Raw genomic sequence first — 15619 nt, forward strand, 5'->3', positions numbered from 1 at the left:
TAAGGAGGGGGGCTAGAACTAAATAGAGAAGTGGTGGTGAGGGGTGGATTCGAACCACCGAAGCTCGCGCGTCAGATTTACAGTCTGATCCCTTTAGCCACTCGGGAACCTCACCACAACGAGGCGCGAATAATAGACCGATAAAATGAGTTTGTAAATGATTAAATACGACTTAATGACATATTTTTTTCATCTAAAAGTAATATTTCATATTTGAAATTTATCTTAAAATTATTTTTTATAGGCTTGCTTTTTAGCGCTGCCGCATGGTGCCTGTACTTGCGTCTTATGTGCTAAAACTCGGCACAATAGATGACTAAAATCAAGACTGAAATAAGCTTGAAATAAAGGTGGATACGTCTATATTTAGTGTCAGTTAGCAGTTCATGTACCAGATGTAGTATGTATTTTGTGACTCTACTACTTTTGGTGTGTGAAATACTTTAAAGAATATTCATTTACTAATTATTATCTCAGTCGGAACAAAAGAGCCTCTTATGCAGCAAGACTTGATGGTCACTAAACGTGACGGGCGTCGTGAAAAAATTGATTTGGAAAAAATTCATAGGGTAGTTATTTGGGCAGCGAACGGCTTGGATCAGGTATCACCTTCTGAAGTAGAGTTAAAAGCACATATACAATTTTACGATGGCATCAAAACTTCTGATATTCATGAGACACTGATTAAATCTGCTGCTGACTTGATTTCAGAAACAGCACCGGACTACCAATACCTGGCTGCTAGGCTTGCTATTTTTCATTTGCGTAAACGTGCTTTTGATAGTTTTGACGCGCCTAATTTATTCGATCATGTTGCTAATATGGTCGAAATGGGTCGTTATGACAGGCATTTGGTAGATGATTATAGCCGTGAAGAGCTTAATCAACTGAATGATTATATTGATCACTCTCGTGACATGAATTTCAGTTACGCGGCCGTCAAGCAGCTTGAAGGCAAGTATTTAGTTCAAAACCGTGTATCTGGTGAAATTTATGAAAGTCCTCAGATTCTCTATATGCTGGTGGCTGCATGCTTATTTGCTTCTTACCCTAAAGAGACTCGTTTAGGGTATGTGCAACGCTTTTATGATGCGACTTCTTTATTTAAGTTATCTTTGCCTACACCGATTATGGCAGGTGTACGTACGCCAACACGTCAGTTTAGCTCGTGCGTACTTATTGAATGTGGGGACAGCCTAGATTCCATTAATGCTACCGCAAGCTCAATTGTTAAGTATGTTTCCCAGCGTGCTGGTATTGGTATTAATGCAGGGCGTATTCGTGCCATTGGCAGCCCTATTCGTAATGGTGAAGCTTTTCATACGGGCTGTATTCCTTTCTATAAGCATTTCCAGACGGCAGTTAAGTCCTGTTCTCAAGGGGGGGTAAGAGGTGGCGCAGCGACGCTATTTTACCCAATTTGGCACTTAGAAGTAGAAAGTCTGTTGGTATTGAAAAATAACCGCGGAGTGGAAGAGAACCGGGTTCGCCACTTAGACTATGGTGTACAGCTGAACAAACTAATGTACCAGCGTCTTATTAAGGGTGGAAACATCACTTTATTTAGCCCGCACGAAGTACCAGGTTTGTACGATGCTTTCTTTGCCGATCAAAGTGAATTCGAACGCTTATATGAAATGTATGAGCAAGACCCCGCTATTCGAAAAAGTACGATTAAGGCCGTTGAGTTGTTTGGTCTTTTAGCATCAGAGCGTGCTTCTACAGGGCGTATCTATATACAGAATGTTGATCACTGTAATACCCACAGCCCGTTTGATCCGGCTGTTGCACCGGTAAAGCAGTCCAACCTGTGTTTGGAAATTGCACTACCTACTAAAGAAATGAACGATATTAATGATGAAGAGGGTGAAATTGCCCTGTGTACTTTATCGGCATTCAACTTAGGCGCTTTGGATAATATTGATGAGCTAGAAGAGCTGTCTGATTTAATAGTTAGAGCTTTAGATAACTTGTTGGATTATCAGGATTATCCGATTCTGGCGGCTAAAAATGCGACAGATAATCGTCGTACGCTCGGAGTGGGTGTAACAAACTTTGCTTATTATTTGGCTAAGAATCAGGCTCGTTATTCTGATGGTTCTGCAAATGGTTTAGTACATCGCACGTTTGAAGCGGTTCAGTATTACATGCTTAAAGCATCAAATCAGTTAGCTAAAGAGAAGGGGCCTTGTCTTAAGTTCCAGGAGACTACTTATGCGAAAGGTATTTTGCCAATTGATACCTACAAGCGAGAAGTTGATGAGTTCTGTGAAGAGCCTCTGCATTATTTCTGGGAAACGTTACGCGAAGATATTCGTGAGTTTGGTTTACGTAACAGCACCCTCACTGCGCTGATGCCTTGTGAAACATCTTCACAGATTACAAACTCTACTAATGGTATTGAGCCTCCACGTGGTTATGTATCAGTGAAGGCAAGCAAAGACGGTATTATGAAGCAGGTTGTGCCTGATTATACTGAGCTTAAAGATAACTATGAGCTGCTTTGGGATATTCCTAGTAATGAAGGTTACTTACAGTTAGTCGGCATCATGCAAAAGTTTGTCGATCAATCGATCTCAGCGAATACTAATTATGATCCAAGTAACTATCCGGGTGATAAAGTGCCGATGAAGCAGCTTTTGAAAGATCTGCTTACCGCGTACAAATACGGTGTTAAAACACTGTATTACCATAACACGCGTGACGGTGCTAAAGATCAGCAGGATGATGACGGCTGTGAAAGCGGTGCCTGCAAGCTATAAGCTTTAATGAAGCTCTGAGTGGCAGGTGTCGGGTTTTTTACGACCGGCAACTGCTGAATCCCCTGTGGAATGAATTAGCAGATTATTAACGAATGTCTTACTCTACGTTTAACCCGAGTGCTCACGACGCAACCCTTGAACCGATGTTTTTTGGCCGAAGCGTCAATGTGGCGCGTTACGACAAGCAAAAATATCCTATTTTTGAAAAATTGATTGAAAAACAATTATCTTTTTTCTGGCGTCCAGAAGAAGTAGATCTGTCGACTGACCGAAAAGATTTCATGAACATGCCGGAGCATGAGCAGCATATATTTTTGAGCAATCTTAAATATCAAACGTTACTGGATTCTGTTCAGGGACGCTCGCCTAACGTCGCTTTTTTACCGATTGTTTCCTTACCTGAACTAGAAACTTGGTTCGAAACCTGGGCTTTTAGTGAAACTATCCATAGCCGCTCATATACGCACATTATTAGGAATATTATTACTGAGCCTTCTGAAGTATTCGATCAGATCGTGACGAATGAGGAGATAGTAAAGCGTGCGGAAGCGGTGACTCGCTTGTATGATGAGTTAATAGAGTTAACGAGTATTTTTTCTGTTCATGGTGCTGGTCAGCATGTCGTTGCTGGAAAGACTTATGATGTCAGCATGCGTAATTTGAAGAAGAAGCTTTATTTAACAATGGTTTCAGTCAATGTGCTTGAAGCTATTCGTTTTTATGTCAGTTTTGCCTGCTCTTTTGCTTTTGCTGAGCGTGCCATTATGGAAGGTAATGCCAAGATCATTAAATTGATTGCACGTGATGAGGCATTACACCTGACCGGTACTCAGCACATTTTGAATATTCTAGCTTCAGGCGCTGATGACCCTGATTTTAAAGAGATTGCTCTTGAGTGTAAGGATGAAGCGATTGCCATCTTTGCTGAAGCAGCACAGCAAGAGAAAGAATGGTCAACTTACCTGTTCCGCGATGGCTCAATGATAGGCTTAAATGCGAAGATCCTGAGTGATTATGTTGAGTACATTACTAATGTGCGTATGCGTGCGCTCGGATTTGAGGATATGTTTCCTGCAACACAAAACCCATTGCCGTGGATGAACGCTTGGTTAAGTAGTGATAATGTCCAGGTTGCACCTCAAGAGTCTGAAATTAGCTCTTATCTGGTGGGCCAAATCGATAACCAAGTCGATGATACTGACTTCGATGATTTCGACCTGTAAGGAATAAGCAATGGCCATTCCTAGAATCAAAGTTAATCACTTTCATACTTTTTATTATCAGTATGAATCGACCTTGTTAGATGCGTTGGAAGTCCAAGAAGTTCCAGCGCCGTACAATTGCCGCGGAGGCTATTGTGGGTGTTGTAAGGTTCGATTGATCGATGGTGAAGTTGAATACATTCGAGAAACCTTGCTCGATATGGATGAAGGTGAGATCTTGACGTGTTGCTGTGTTCCTAAAACACATATTGAGATAGAAATCCCTGAATCTTGAGATCCTTTAAGTAGTCTCCCTTCTAATGTTACCTCCTCTCTTTCAATGAGCAATTACTTGAGAAGAGAGGGGCGTTACGATTTCATTTGCGGCATAGCTGATTTTAGTAAAAAACACCATCAATAGTAGAACTATTAGTGTGTTTTTTTATATCATCCACATGCAAATTTTGCGGATAAGAATTAATTATAAAAACAGTATATAAAATTGATATTTAACTATTGTAAATTTTAAGTAATTGTTTTTATTATATATTTTGTTTTTGTGTGAAATTCGGACAATTTAACATAGAGTGAGGTATGACGGGCCTTACAGGTATCTACTCAAAACATTTCCACAGAATTACCCACAGATTTTGTGGGTAACTTTTCATGTTAGGAAGTTGCCGTTTTTATGTTAATAACTGTCAATTTCAGTTTTTTCTTTGAACTCGCACAAGTCTTCAATCAGGCAGCTTCCGCATTTGGGCTTGCGTGCTGTGCACACATATCTGCCATGTAAAATCATCCAGTGGTGAGCATCAACAAGAAACTCTTTAGGAATGGTTTTAAGTAGTTTCTTTTCAACGTCCAGTACATTTTTCCCGGGGGCAATTTTAGTGCGATTACCAACCCTGAATATATGTGTATCAACGGCCATGACAGGGTGCCCAAAAGCGGTGTTTAAGACAACGTTAGCTGTTTTTCTTCCTACGCCTGGCAAGGCTTCAAGTGCTTCTCGATTGTCAGGAATAATGGAGTTATGTAGTTCCACAAGCATGTTGCATGTTTTGATAATATTCTCAGCCTTGGTGTTATACAGGCCAATAGTTTTGACGTAGCTTTTTAGTGTATCTATGCCCAGGTCAATAATTGCTTGTGGGGTATTGGCGACAGGGTAGAGTTTGCGCGTTGCTTTATTTACCCCTACATCGGTCGATTGTGCTGAAAGTAGAACAGCAATCAGTAATTCAAACGGCGTGCTGTACTCAAGCTCTGTTTTCGGGTTTGGGTTGTCGTTCTGCCAGCGTGTAAAAATTTCGTGCCGTATTGCTTTATTCATGAAAGTATCTGTTCTGTAAGAGAGTTAGCTATAGTAGCTACCTTGACGGGAAAATAAAATGCTCATAAGTGCTTCTTCAGCTCTGAGCTGTTGCTCCAATACTGGGCGTGAATAGAGAAGGTGTGCGACAAGTAGCTAGTTGAAGAGCGTTCGTTAAAGAGGAAAGCGCTAGAGTGTATATCGAGAGTTTGCTTACCTTTTGGATCAGGTGAACCAAAAGGTAAGGCTGTGTATTGGTCGTTAGCTGATAAGGCCTGTCACGCGGACGCGTTTAGTGCCTGAGTCTTGGTTATTAACTGGCGCGTTAGCTAGCTGGCGATCTTTAAGGCGTTTATCAATAATATTTTTAAGTGCAATGAGTAATCCTAACCCAACAAATGCACCAGGGGGCAAGATTGCGAATAAGAAGCCTTTATAATCCTCTACAAGAGTGATCGTCCAGTTTTCTGCCATGGGGCCAAACAGGAGATGCATGTCAGCAAATAATGTTCCTGAGCCCAGTGCTTCACGCAGGCCGCCTAAAATGACTAATACGATAGTGAAGCCAATACCCATCATTGCGCCATCTAGTAAGGATGCTGAGATAGGATTTTTTGATGCGAAAGCATCGGCACGTCCCATGATGACGCAGTTAGTCACAATCAAAGGGATGAAGATGCCCAGGATTTGATATAACTCATAAGTGACGGCTTGCATGAGGAGCTCGATGCAAGTCACAAAAGAGGCGATAATCATCACAAAAACGGGTAATCGAACCGCATCGGGTACAAACTTTCTAAATGTAGAAATAGTTAGGTTGGAACCAGTCAATACTAAAGTACTGGCAATGCCTAAGCTGATTGAGTTAACCACCGATGCTGTTACGGCCAGTAGTGGGCACAAGCCTAATAGTTGCACGAGTGCAGGGTTATTGTGCCAAAGTCCATCTAGCGTGATTTTACGATAATCGATGCTCATGAAGCCTCCTTTATAGGCTTTGGGCTTAACAGTAGATCACGGTTTTGTTTGAAAAAAACGAGTGCTTGGCCAACAGCATTAACGACAGCGCGTGGCGTGATAGTTGCTCCCGTGAACTGATCAAATTGACCGCCATCTTTTTTGACCGCCCAGCTTGAATCGTTTGAGCTTGTCATGCTTTTTTCGTCAAAGCCCATGATCCAATTAGATTTTCTAAGATCGATTTTATCACCTAGTCCTGGAGTCTCTTTATGGGATAGCACGCGTACTCCGGCTACAGAGTTATCGGCATTAATGCCGACAATCAATGTAATATCACCAGAATAGCCGTCAGGTGATATGACGGGAATAATAACCGCTTTCACTAGGTTTTCGCGCTTTGCTTGATAGATCTTTGCAAGTGGGTAACCCAGCTCCGGTGCTTCAATGTTGATAACATCTTGCAAAAGGTCGTTATCAATACTGTCGCGTGAAATTATTTCATATAACGCTTTTGCTTGTTGTGCCCGCTCGTTCTCAAGAATTTGATCTTTAGTGGATACTTGAGTAATAGCAATAAGCCCTGCTGTCACAATGGCAAATATAGAGATGCCTAGCGTGTTTTTTCTTAGTGAAATCAGGAGTTCCATCAAGCTTTCTCCTTCATGCCACGTTTAGGTGTTTTATGGCCATAAGCACGTGGTTGTGTGTATTGGTCAATAAAAGGCGCCGCAAGGTTCATTAATAAGATGCTAAATGCTACAGCATCCGGGTAATTCCCCCAGGTGCGAATAATATAAATCAAGCTGCCAATACCGATACCAAACCAGATTTTCCCCTTATTGCTCGTGGCCGACGATACCGGATCAGTTGCTATAAAAAATGCTCCAAGCATGGTGCCGCCCACGGTTAAATGGAAGAACGGATCAGCATAAGTGTCAGGCGAGATAATATAAAAGAAGGTTGCTATGCCGCCTAAAGATAATAAGAAGGCGGCTGGCGTGTGCCAAGAAAAAATCTTTTTATAAAGTAATAGAATACCGCCCATTGCATAGGCTGCGCTAACGGCATGCCATGCGCCAACATTGCTAAGTACGTCTGATGCTCTCCAAGCTTCTTCGGTTGTCAGTCCCGCGCGATGGCGCATTTCATCAAGAGGTGTGGCAGACGTGAAAGCGTCGGCATGCTCTGTCCAACTGCCAAAAATGAGTGAGAAGGTGTCAGTGAAAGCTAATACATTCCAGCCTTCTCCATACAGCATAAAAGGTGCTGTCCAGCGGGTCATTTCAACGGGAAATGATATCAGTACTAAGGCGTAAGCAACCATGGCTGGGTTGAAGGGGTTTTGTCCAATGCCGCCATAGAGTTGTTTGGCGATAACAATAGCAACAAATACGGCAACGGCGGTTAACCACCAAGGCGCAAAAGGAGGTAGCGCTAAAGCAATTAAAACAGCTGTCAAAATGGCACTGTTATCTTTCAAGTAAAAAGATAGCGGGCGGTGACGTGCCTTGATGCAAAGAGCCTCAAAAAAAACCGCTAAAGCCGATGCCCAAATAATATTAATCAGGGTTCCCCAGCCAAAGAAGAATGTCATCGCCAGTATGCCGGGCAGCGTGGCTAAAATAACCAGGCGCATAATGCCAGCAGTGCTTGTTGGCTTATGTACGTGGGGCGATGTGATGCGAATCAGTGCCATAATCTATCGCATATCCTATTCAAATTGGCTAAGAGTGTTGTTAAATTGAGTTGCTTGCTGCTGAGCGGCTAGTAGCTCGTTCTGTAACGCATTCAGTTCGGCAGGTTCAGCTTCTTGTGCTTTTTTAATGCTGCGTTCAAGCTTCGTCACTGCTGCACGAGCGAGGGCTGCATCTATTTTTAATTTCTTAAGGTCAATGCCTTGATCTGCAGCTGCCTTAATTTTCTCTTCTTCTTCGGCATCCAATTGTTTTTTGGCGTCTTTGTGAAGTTGTGTCAGCCGAACTATTTCTTGCTGTAGTTCACTGGCTTGCTCTGAGTCTATTTCGGCTGAGGCAAGCAAGGTTTCCGCTTTTTTGAGCTTGGTACGCATAATTGAGACATTTTGCTTAAGCGCTTTTAAGTCAGCGGGTGTTCGTGCCGTTGGCTGTTGTTCGGCGCTTTCTACAGGAGCTTTAGTGGCTTCAGGAGCGCTGGTCGTCTTAGTGCTCAGTGATTCAGCCGCTTTTTGTGCGGCAAGTGCTTCTGTGTATTTTGTTTTAAGCTTTTCTACGCCCGCTTTCATTTTTTCGGCGGCGGGGCTGTTATTAGCAAGGGCAGTTTCCAGTGCGGCTTCTGCTTTTTTTAGTGTCCCTAGTGCTTTATCAGTAGATTCTTTTAAGGCGGGTAGTGGGCTACCAGAACTGCTAGTGTCTGTCTCTGCATTGGTAAAGGCGAGTTGTGCTGCAGCAGATTTCTCTTCTAGTTGTACAACGGTAGCGCGCAAAGTGTCAGCGCCATCGTGGCCTTTTTCTTCGGCTATTTTTAATGCCTGTTGTGCTTTCTTTAATTTTGTTCTGGCCACAGCTGCTTGAGTTTTAAGCTGTTTGATATCTGGAGCTGCAGAGGTTGTCGGCAGCTGTGAGCCTGATTGTGCTAACTCAAGGGCCTTTTGTGCTTCTTCGGCTGCATGTTCTGCCTGTTTGTGCTGCAGGTCGAGCTGAGCAATACTATCGCTGCTGTCTGCTTTTGCAGCTTCTAATGCTGATAGTGCTTTTTTAAGTTTGGTACGTGTAATCGCTGCGGCTGTTTTCAGTTGCTTTATATTATCTTCAGGTGTTTTTGCTGCGTTTTCACTGCTTGCTTTCTTGGCTGCTTGAGTTTTTGCGGCCTGTTCTGCACGCTCTTTACGGCGTATTTCTTTATCAAGAATAGCTTGCTCTAAACGTGCTTGCCTTGCCTCAAAGCGTTGTCTGGCTTGGTCTGATTTGCGTTGCTCTGCTTCTTCAGCTCGTATTTCATTTTTGGCAAAACGATAGTACTGAACAAGAGGTATATTACTAGGGCACACGTAAGAACACGCGCCGCACTCTATGCAATCAAATAAGTTGTGATGTTTTGCTTTTTCAAATTCGCGGCTTTTAGAGAACCAAAAAAGTTGCTGAGGTAGTAATTCTGCCGGGCATGCTTGTTCGCATAAGCCGCATCGGATGCAGGCTTGTGATGGTGGAGCCGGTGGCATCTCCTCTTTAACGGCGGCAATAATACAGTTTGATGTTTTGATGATAGGAATAGCATCATCTTCAATTGTGAAGCCCATCATTGGGCCACCCATAACTAGTCTGCTGAGTGTTTTATGGTTAACTTGGGCCGCTTCAAGTAAGTCGTTAATTGGAGTGCCAATAAGGGCTTCAAGGTTTTGTGGTTTGCCAACGGCGCCGCCGGTGACGGTAACGATACGAGATATCAGAGGAGTGCCGTGATGTACTGCTTGGTTAATTGCCGCCACTGTTCCAATGTTTTGGCATACGATACCAACATCCGCAGGAATACGCCCACTGGGAACTTCCACGCCTGTTAATAAGCGCACTAGCTGCTTTTCACCACCTGAGGGGTATTTAGTGGGTACGACGACAATATCTATATTTAATTCTGTGTGGCGCAGTGCATCTTCAAGCACACGAATGGCATGTGCCTTGTTGTCTTCGATGCCAATTAAAATATGGGTAGGGTTGAGCAAATAATTGATAATCTCAATACCGCCTACAACTTGCTCGGCACGTTCGCGAATGAGCATGTCGTCAGCTGTAATGTAGGGTTCGCACTCTGCGGCATTGATGATCAGGGTGTTAACAATATGATCGTCACCTAGGTGCAACTTAACATCAGTAGGGAAACCAGCACCGCCCATGCCTGCAATACCATGATTGCGAATGTAATCGATTAACTCAAGTTGTGGAAGAGTGTGATAGTCTGCTAACCCTTGGTGGGGAACCCATTGATCTTGGCCGTCGGTTTTTATACTGATACAAGGTGCTTCTAAGCCAGACGGGTGGGGTACTGCCTGAGGGCTGATATCTGTAATGGTACCTGAGCTTGATGCATGTATAGAAACACTGATTCTGCCTTGTGCTTGAGCAATCATTTGACCTTTTAATACCTGCTCGCCAACATGAACGCATGGCTTGGCAGGTGCGCCAATATGCTGCTGTATAGGGATTGTCAACTGTTCTGGTATAGGGGCTAAGCGAATAGGTGCACGCGTTGATTGTTTTTTATTCTCGGGTGGATGAATGCCGCCATGAAAAGCAAAAATCTTACTCATGATGGCGCTCCTTCTTTGTTTGATGCGTGTGTAATAACACGTCCATCAGTAGCGATCAGTTCCACGCCGGGCACGGGTGGCGTCCACTTCCAGTTATTCAGTGTGGTTTCAATGGGTAGCATATCTATACAATCAACAGGGCAGGGTTCTACACATAGGTCGCATCCAGTGCATTCAGAAACAATAACGGTATGCATCTGTTTTGCAGCACCAAGAATGGCATCCACCGGGCATGCTTGGATGCATTTGGTGCAACCAATGCATTCATCTTCTCGGATATACGCCACTGTTTTGATGCTCTCTTCACCATGTTCGGCATCAAGTGGAACCGCTTCAACATCTAAGAGGTCGGCAAGGGCTTCAATGGTGCTTTGGCCGCCAGGAGGGCACTTATTGATTTGCTCTCCATTGGCGATGGCTTCAGCATAGGGGCGACAACCCGGGTGGCCACACTGGCCACACTGTGTTTGCGGTAAAAGATCATCTATTTGATCGACAATGGGGTTGCCTTCAACTTTGAACTTTACAGCAGCAAAACCTAGTACTAAGCCGAAAATAACGGCTAAGCTGAGAAGAACTAGAATGGCAATTAATACAGCGCTCATCAATACAACCTGCTCAAAATTTAACCAAGCCAGTGAAGCCCATAAAAGCGAGAGACATAAGGCCAGCAGTAACCATGCCTATTGCAGCACCACGAAAGGGTGTTGGAACATCGGCAACAGCGACACGCTCACGAATGGCCGAAAAGAGTATCAGTGCCAACGAAAAACCTACAGCACCACCAAAACCATAGAAAATTGACTCCATAAAGCCGTTCTGTTTTTTGATGTTTAACAGAGCAACACCGAGTACAGCGCAATTTGTGGTGATAAGTGGTAGAAATATGCCTAATACTTTATGTAGCAAGGGGCTGGTTTTCTTAACAACCATTTCAGTGAACTGTACGACAACAGCAATCACTAAGATAAATGAAATGGTTCTTAAATAGCCAAGATCAAATGGTAAGAGCAGGTAAGTATAAACTAAATAGCTGCATACCGAAGACAATGTCAGTACAAAGGTTGTTGCTAGTGACATACCCATGGCTGTTTCGAGTTTGTTGGACACACCCATAAACGGGCAAAGGCCAAGAAACTGAACCAGTACAAAGTTATTCACCAGCACGGTGCTGATTAAAATGAGAAGAAAATCTGTCATGATCACTGCATCAAAATGCGAAAATCCATCTAGGTTTCCCTGATAGATCTTCGAAATTAACAAAAGCTGAAGTGTACCTTAAACTGCGATGTTAGGCACAGTTTAAGGCATGATTTAACTCAATGAGAGGGTCGTCTTAATGACCTTTCTCGTTGGTTTGTATTATATTAGCTTCAGTTCCTGTAATTGCTGCATTACTACAGAGATCTGCTCGTTACCTTGCGGTAATTTATCCGTTTGAATAGTCAGGTCAGCAGTTTCAAGTTCAGTATCAGTAAGTACCAACAAGCCATTCTGTTTTAATAGTTCAGCAACCGCACTTGAATTTTGTAGTAAGGCGGCAGGTAAGGCATTTTTCGTTAGTGTTGTTACGTTACGACCAGCTTTAAACAGTGCTTGTTCTAGAGAAAAGATTAGCGTTTGTGCAGAGTCAGCAGAGCCTTCTACTTTAATGATTGTCGGTTGTTGCCCAAAGCGGCGCGCTTTTTGTTCTGCGCTAACTTGCGGCGAGCTAGACAAGGTTTGTTTAGTATCAGTTTCAGCATCTATGATCATACCGGCAGCAACTGTTGTGTTGCTCAAGCGATCAACAACAATAAACGAGCCTGTGCCGCGAAATGCTGTGTAGTTGTCCGCGAGAATAGGACGCTCTAGGGTGATCTCGCACTGGCCAATTTCATTCAGCTCAAGTGTGCTAGCATCAGATTTTTCAAGCGTGTTGACATCAATTTGATGACGAATGGCGGTAACAGACCCTGCTGTACGACTCGTTAGCAGCTTGATGTCGTACGTTTTGCCTTGTGTCAGTGGTTGTTCATCCATCCAAACCAGTGTTGCATCAAAACGATTAGTTGCTTTAGGAATGTTATTGCTGTGAACAATGATGTCGCCACGGGAAATATCAATCTCATCTTCCAGTGTCAGCGTAATGGACATTGGAGGGAATGCTTCTTGAAGTTCGCCATCAAAGGTGATAATAGACTTAATGCGTGAAGACTTGCCCGAAGGTAATACAGTAACTGCATCACCCGGTTTTACGATACCGGACGTTAGCGTACCGCAATATCCTCGAAAGTCGAGATTAGGACGATTGACGTACTGCACTGGGAAGCGTAGTTCGTCAAAATTTTTGTCGCGTGCAATTTTAACGGTATTCAGCGTTTCCATTAAAGGAAGACCTGTGTACCAAGGCATGTGCTCAGAAGGGTTTACTACATTGTCACCCTTGAGTGCGGAGAGTGGTACGAATTGAATATCAGGTAGATTTAAGTCTGCTGTAAACGCTAGGTAATCAGCTTTGATTTGTTCATAACGTTCTTCGCTGAAGTCGACCAAGTCCATTTTATTGATAGCGACAATCGTGTGTTTAAGCCCTAATAGCGACACAATAAAACTATGCCGTTTAGTTTGTACTTGCACGCCATGGCGAGCATCAATCAGGATGATGGCAAGATCACACGTTGATGCACCCGTTGCCATGTTTCGGGTGTACTGCTCATGCCCTGGAGTATCAGCAATAATAAATTTACGTTCAGCAGTAGAGAAGTAGCGGTAAGCTACATCAATGGTAATCCCTTGTTCGCGCTCTGCTTGTAAGCCATCAACTAGCAGTGCAAGGTCAAGCTCTTCGCCAGCGTTACCTACGCGTGCGTTTTCACTTTGAATAGCAGCAAGCTGATCTTCATAAATCATTTTTGAATCGTGCAGTAGACGCCCGATTAGGGTGGACTTCCCATCATCAACGCTGCCACACGTTAAAAAACGAAGTAGCTCTTTGTTTTCGTGCTGATGAAGGTACGCTTCAATGTCGGTCGAAATCAGTTCAGATTGGTGGCTCATGGTATTGGTCTCTCAATTCAGTATCAGAAAATGGTTAAAAAGTAGATGTTAGAAGTAACCTTCCATTTTCTTTTTCTCCATTGAGCCGGAAGAATCATGATCGATGGCACGACCCTGGCGCTCAGATGTTGTGGTTAGCAACATTTCCTGAATGATTTCTTGCAAAGAGCTTGCCTCAGACTCCACCGCTCCTGTTAGCGGATAGCAGCCGAGTGTTCTGAAGCGCACTTTACGCATTACCGGATGCTCGCCTTCCTCTAGTGGTAAGCGCTCATCATCGACCATGATCATCATGCCGTTACGCTCAACGACTGGGCGTTCTTCTGCTAGATACAGAGGTACAATTGGGATGCTTTCTAAGTAGATGTACTGCCAGATATCTAACTCAGTCCAGTTGGATAATGGAAATACACGGATGCTCTCGCCTTGATCAACGCGGGTATTAAAAATATTCCAAAGCTCCGGGCGTTGATTTTTTGGATCCCAACGGTGAAATTTGTCACGGAACGAAAATACACGCTCTTTTGCGCGTGATTTTTCTTCGTCACGACGCGCGCCACCAAAAGCAGCATCAAATTTGTATTTGTTAAGGGCTTGTTTGAGGCCCTGCGTTTTCATTACATCAGTATGCTTGGAGGAGCCGTGTGTGAACGGCCCCACTCCCATGTCTACACCTTCTTTGTTGACATGAACAATTAAATCCATACCCGCTTCTTCAGCCATTTTGTCGCGAAAAGAGATCATCTCCTTAAATTTCCATGTGGTATCTACATGCATCAAGGGGAAAGGCGGCTTGCCAGGATGGAAGGCTTTACGAGCCAGGTGAAGCATCACGGCGGAGTCCTTCCCAATGGAGTAAAGCATTACTGGGTTATCAAACTCAGCTGCCACTTCGCGAATTATCTGGATGCTTTCGGCTTCCAGCTGTTTTAAATGGGTAAGACGGCGCTCTGGTATAGATGTCATCTGTTTATGCCTACTCGATTTATAGCTTGGTTAAGCAGATAGGCTGCTTGACGCTGCCCATCTGTCATATGTTGCGGTGCATTATTACAGAGAGTTTTTCCTATTAAAAGTAATAAATAGAAATCTGTTTATTACTTTTTGGAATAAACGGGGTTTTTCTTTATATTTCAAAAAAGAATAACAAAGTGATAAATTATTATTTTCTGTTATATAAAAATGTGAGTATGATGGCGTTCTGATTCGTTTAGGGTAATGGGTACTAATTGTATGGAATTTGCTTACAGCTTTGCTGGATTGGTTGTAGGGTTTATTGTCGGGCTCACAGGCATTGGTGGTGGTGCATTAATGACGCCGATTCTGATTGTTGTGTTCGGTATCCCTCCTATTATTGCCGTGAGCACAGATCTTCTTTACGCCTCAGTCACCAAGTTTGGTGGGGTTTTTGCGTATGCTCGTAAAAAATTAATTGAATGGCGGATCGTTATTTTACTGTTGTCTGGTAGTATCCCCGGCAGCTTGTTGACGCTGGAGTACCTTAAGGGTTTAGCGGCTTTAGATGATATTGAACATCTAATGAATCTGACACTAGGTATTTCGCTGATATTGACCTCTATAGCGGTGTTTGGCCGTAACAAAATTCGCGAGTTTGCCCTGAAAGTAGAAGGGCGTCCTTGGGTCGTAAAAGCAAAGAGAATTCGCCCTGCAGTCACCTTGTTAACCGGTGTTGTGTTGGGTGGTTTAGTTACGCTGTCCTCTGTTGGTGCAGGTGCGTTAGGTACAGCGATGTTAATTACGCTTTACCCGCGCATGAGTATGCCAGCGATTGTTGGTACTGATCTTGTGCATGCCGTGGTGCTAACTGGTATTGCCGGTGCTGGGCATTATGGTATGGGAAGCGTGGATTTATCTTTGCTTGCCTATTTACTGCTGGGGTCATTGCCAGGTGTGTTTATAGGGAGTCACATAGGTGCGAAACTGTCACCTAAGGTGATGCAACCGATAATGGGCTCAATATTGCTAGCTATCGGTGTACGTTTCGTATTGGCTGGTTGACATAATAATTATTAACGAACAATTTAAATTTTCTAGAATCGTA

At 43.5% G+C, this 15619-nt stretch carries 13 protein-coding genes and 1 tRNA gene; 4 read left to right on the top strand and 10 right to left on the bottom strand.

Translation table 11 applies throughout. From position 1 onward, the window contains the following. Positions 1 to 31: 31 nt before the first annotated feature. A tRNA-Tyr gene (locus NEJAP_RS05205) sits at positions 32 to 115 on the bottom strand. 382 nt (positions 116 to 497) lie between these two features. On the opposite strand from NEJAP_RS05205, the gene nrdA reads away from it, so the two are divergent. The 3 genes from nrdA to yfaE all read left to right on the top strand — a co-directional run bounded on the left by nrdA (position 498) and on the right by yfaE (position 4259). After that, on the top strand, positions 498 to 2762 hold the full coding sequence (nrdA, locus tag NEJAP_RS05210) for a class 1a ribonucleoside-diphosphate reductase subunit alpha (protein ID WP_201349618.1): 2265 nt from the start codon (positions 498 to 500) through the stop codon (positions 2760 to 2762). Positions 2763 to 2854: 92 nt separating this feature from the next. Next, positions 2855 to 3985, top strand: a complete 1131-nt coding sequence (nrdB, locus tag NEJAP_RS05215) for a class Ia ribonucleoside-diphosphate reductase subunit beta (RefSeq protein WP_201349619.1) — start codon at positions 2855 to 2857, stop codon at positions 3983 to 3985. A 10-nt stretch (positions 3986 to 3995) separates the two neighbouring features. Next, on the top strand, positions 3996 to 4259 hold the full coding sequence (gene yfaE / locus NEJAP_RS05220) for a class I ribonucleotide reductase maintenance protein YfaE (RefSeq protein WP_201349620.1): 264 nt from the start codon (positions 3996 to 3998) through the stop codon (positions 4257 to 4259). A gap of 396 nt (positions 4260 to 4655) precedes the next feature. Here yfaE and nth read toward each other — a convergent pair whose 3' ends face one another. From nth to cysD, 9 genes are all read right to left on the bottom strand, one after another. After that, the gene (gene nth, locus NEJAP_RS05225) at positions 4656 to 5300 is read right to left on the bottom strand and encodes an endonuclease III (protein WP_201349621.1); all 645 of its coding nucleotides are present in this window, start codon (positions 5298 to 5300) and stop codon (positions 4656 to 4658) included. Positions 5301 to 5540: 240 nt separating this feature from the next. After that, positions 5541 to 6257 (bottom strand): electron transport complex subunit E, encoded by a 717-nt coding sequence (locus NEJAP_RS05230; protein WP_201349622.1) that lies wholly within the window; start codon positions 6255 to 6257, stop codon positions 5541 to 5543. Further along, the gene (gene rsxG, locus NEJAP_RS05235; RefSeq protein ID WP_201349623.1) at positions 6254 to 6886 is read right to left on the bottom strand and encodes an electron transport complex subunit RsxG; all 633 of its coding nucleotides are present in this window, start codon (positions 6884 to 6886) and stop codon (positions 6254 to 6256) included. The genes NEJAP_RS05230 and rsxG overlap by 4 nt, the downstream gene beginning before the upstream one ends. Next, complete coding sequence (locus tag NEJAP_RS05240) at positions 6886 to 7935, bottom strand: RnfABCDGE type electron transport complex subunit D (protein ID WP_201349624.1); 1050 nt, start codon at positions 7933 to 7935, stop codon at positions 6886 to 6888. Before NEJAP_RS05240 ends, rsxG begins: the two co-directional genes overlap by 1 nt. 15 nt (positions 7936 to 7950) lie before the next feature. Continuing rightward, positions 7951 to 10518, bottom strand: coding sequence for an electron transport complex subunit RsxC (rsxC, locus tag NEJAP_RS05245; RefSeq protein ID WP_201349625.1), 2568 nt, complete (start codon positions 10516 to 10518; stop codon positions 7951 to 7953). After that, on the bottom strand, positions 10515 to 11123 hold the full coding sequence (gene rsxB / locus NEJAP_RS05250; protein WP_201349626.1) for an electron transport complex subunit RsxB: 609 nt from the start codon (positions 11121 to 11123) through the stop codon (positions 10515 to 10517). Before rsxB ends, rsxC begins: the two co-directional genes overlap by 4 nt. A 13-nt stretch (positions 11124 to 11136) precedes the next feature. Continuing rightward, positions 11137 to 11718, bottom strand: coding sequence for an electron transport complex subunit RsxA (rsxA, locus tag NEJAP_RS05255; RefSeq protein ID WP_201349627.1), 582 nt, complete (start codon positions 11716 to 11718; stop codon positions 11137 to 11139). A gap of 162 nt (positions 11719 to 11880) precedes the next feature. Beyond that, positions 11881 to 13557: a sulfate adenylyltransferase subunit CysN gene (gene cysN / locus NEJAP_RS05260; protein WP_201349628.1), complete on the bottom strand. Its 1677-nt coding sequence runs from the start codon at positions 13555 to 13557 to the stop codon at positions 11881 to 11883. Between the two features lie 48 nt (positions 13558 to 13605). After that, a complete protein-coding gene (cysD, locus tag NEJAP_RS05265; RefSeq protein WP_201349629.1) occupies positions 13606 to 14523 on the bottom strand; it encodes a sulfate adenylyltransferase subunit CysD in 918 nt (305 codons plus the stop codon). A gap of 267 nt (positions 14524 to 14790) precedes the next feature. On the opposite strand from cysD, the gene NEJAP_RS05270 reads away from it, so the two are divergent. Continuing rightward, a complete protein-coding gene (locus tag NEJAP_RS05270; RefSeq protein ID WP_201349630.1) occupies positions 14791 to 15576 on the top strand; it encodes a sulfite exporter TauE/SafE family protein in 786 nt (261 codons plus the stop codon). The last annotated feature ends 43 nt before the right edge of the window (positions 15577 to 15619 follow it).

Origin of the sequence: Neptunomonas japonica JAMM 1380, assembly GCF_016592555.1 — a bacterium.
Classification (GTDB): Bacteria; Pseudomonadota; Gammaproteobacteria; order Pseudomonadales; family Balneatricaceae; genus Neptunomonas; species Neptunomonas japonica_A.

What these genes read in the sequence shown, in the direction of transcription:
- nrdA (WP_201349618.1), top strand. Translation starts at nt 498, where the DNA reads ATGCAGCAAGACTTGATGGTCACTAAACGTGACGGGCGTCGTGAAAAA.
- nrdB (WP_201349619.1), top strand. Translation starts at nt 2,855, where the DNA reads ATGTCTTACTCTACGTTTAACCCGAGTGCTCACGACGCAACCCTTGAA.
- yfaE (WP_201349620.1), top strand. Translation starts at nt 3,996, where the DNA reads ATGGCCATTCCTAGAATCAAAGTTAATCACTTTCATACTTTTTATTAT.
- nth (WP_201349621.1), bottom strand. Translation starts at nt 5,300, where the DNA reads ATGAATAAAGCAATACGGCACGAAATTTTTACACGCTGGCAGAACGAC.
- NEJAP_RS05230 (WP_201349622.1), bottom strand. Translation starts at nt 6,257, where the DNA reads ATGAGCATCGATTATCGTAAAATCACGCTAGATGGACTTTGGCACAAT.
- rsxG (WP_201349623.1), bottom strand. Translation starts at nt 6,886, where the DNA reads ATGGAACTCCTGATTTCACTAAGAAAAAACACGCTAGGCATCTCTATA.
- NEJAP_RS05240 (WP_201349624.1), bottom strand. Translation starts at nt 7,935, where the DNA reads ATGGCACTGATTCGCATCACATCGCCCCACGTACATAAGCCAACAAGC.
- rsxC (WP_201349625.1), bottom strand. Translation starts at nt 10,518, where the DNA reads ATGAGTAAGATTTTTGCTTTTCATGGCGGCATTCATCCACCCGAGAAT.
- rsxB (WP_201349626.1), bottom strand. Translation starts at nt 11,123, where the DNA reads ATGAGCGCTGTATTAATTGCCATTCTAGTTCTTCTCAGCTTAGCCGTT.
- rsxA (WP_201349627.1), bottom strand. Translation starts at nt 11,718, where the DNA reads ATGACAGATTTTCTTCTCATTTTAATCAGCACCGTGCTGGTGAATAAC.
- cysN (WP_201349628.1), bottom strand. Translation starts at nt 13,557, where the DNA reads ATGAGCCACCAATCTGAACTGATTTCGACCGACATTGAAGCGTACCTT.
- cysD (WP_201349629.1), bottom strand. Translation starts at nt 14,523, where the DNA reads ATGACATCTATACCAGAGCGCCGTCTTACCCATTTAAAACAGCTGGAA.
- NEJAP_RS05270 (WP_201349630.1), top strand. Translation starts at nt 14,791, where the DNA reads ATGGAATTTGCTTACAGCTTTGCTGGATTGGTTGTAGGGTTTATTGTC.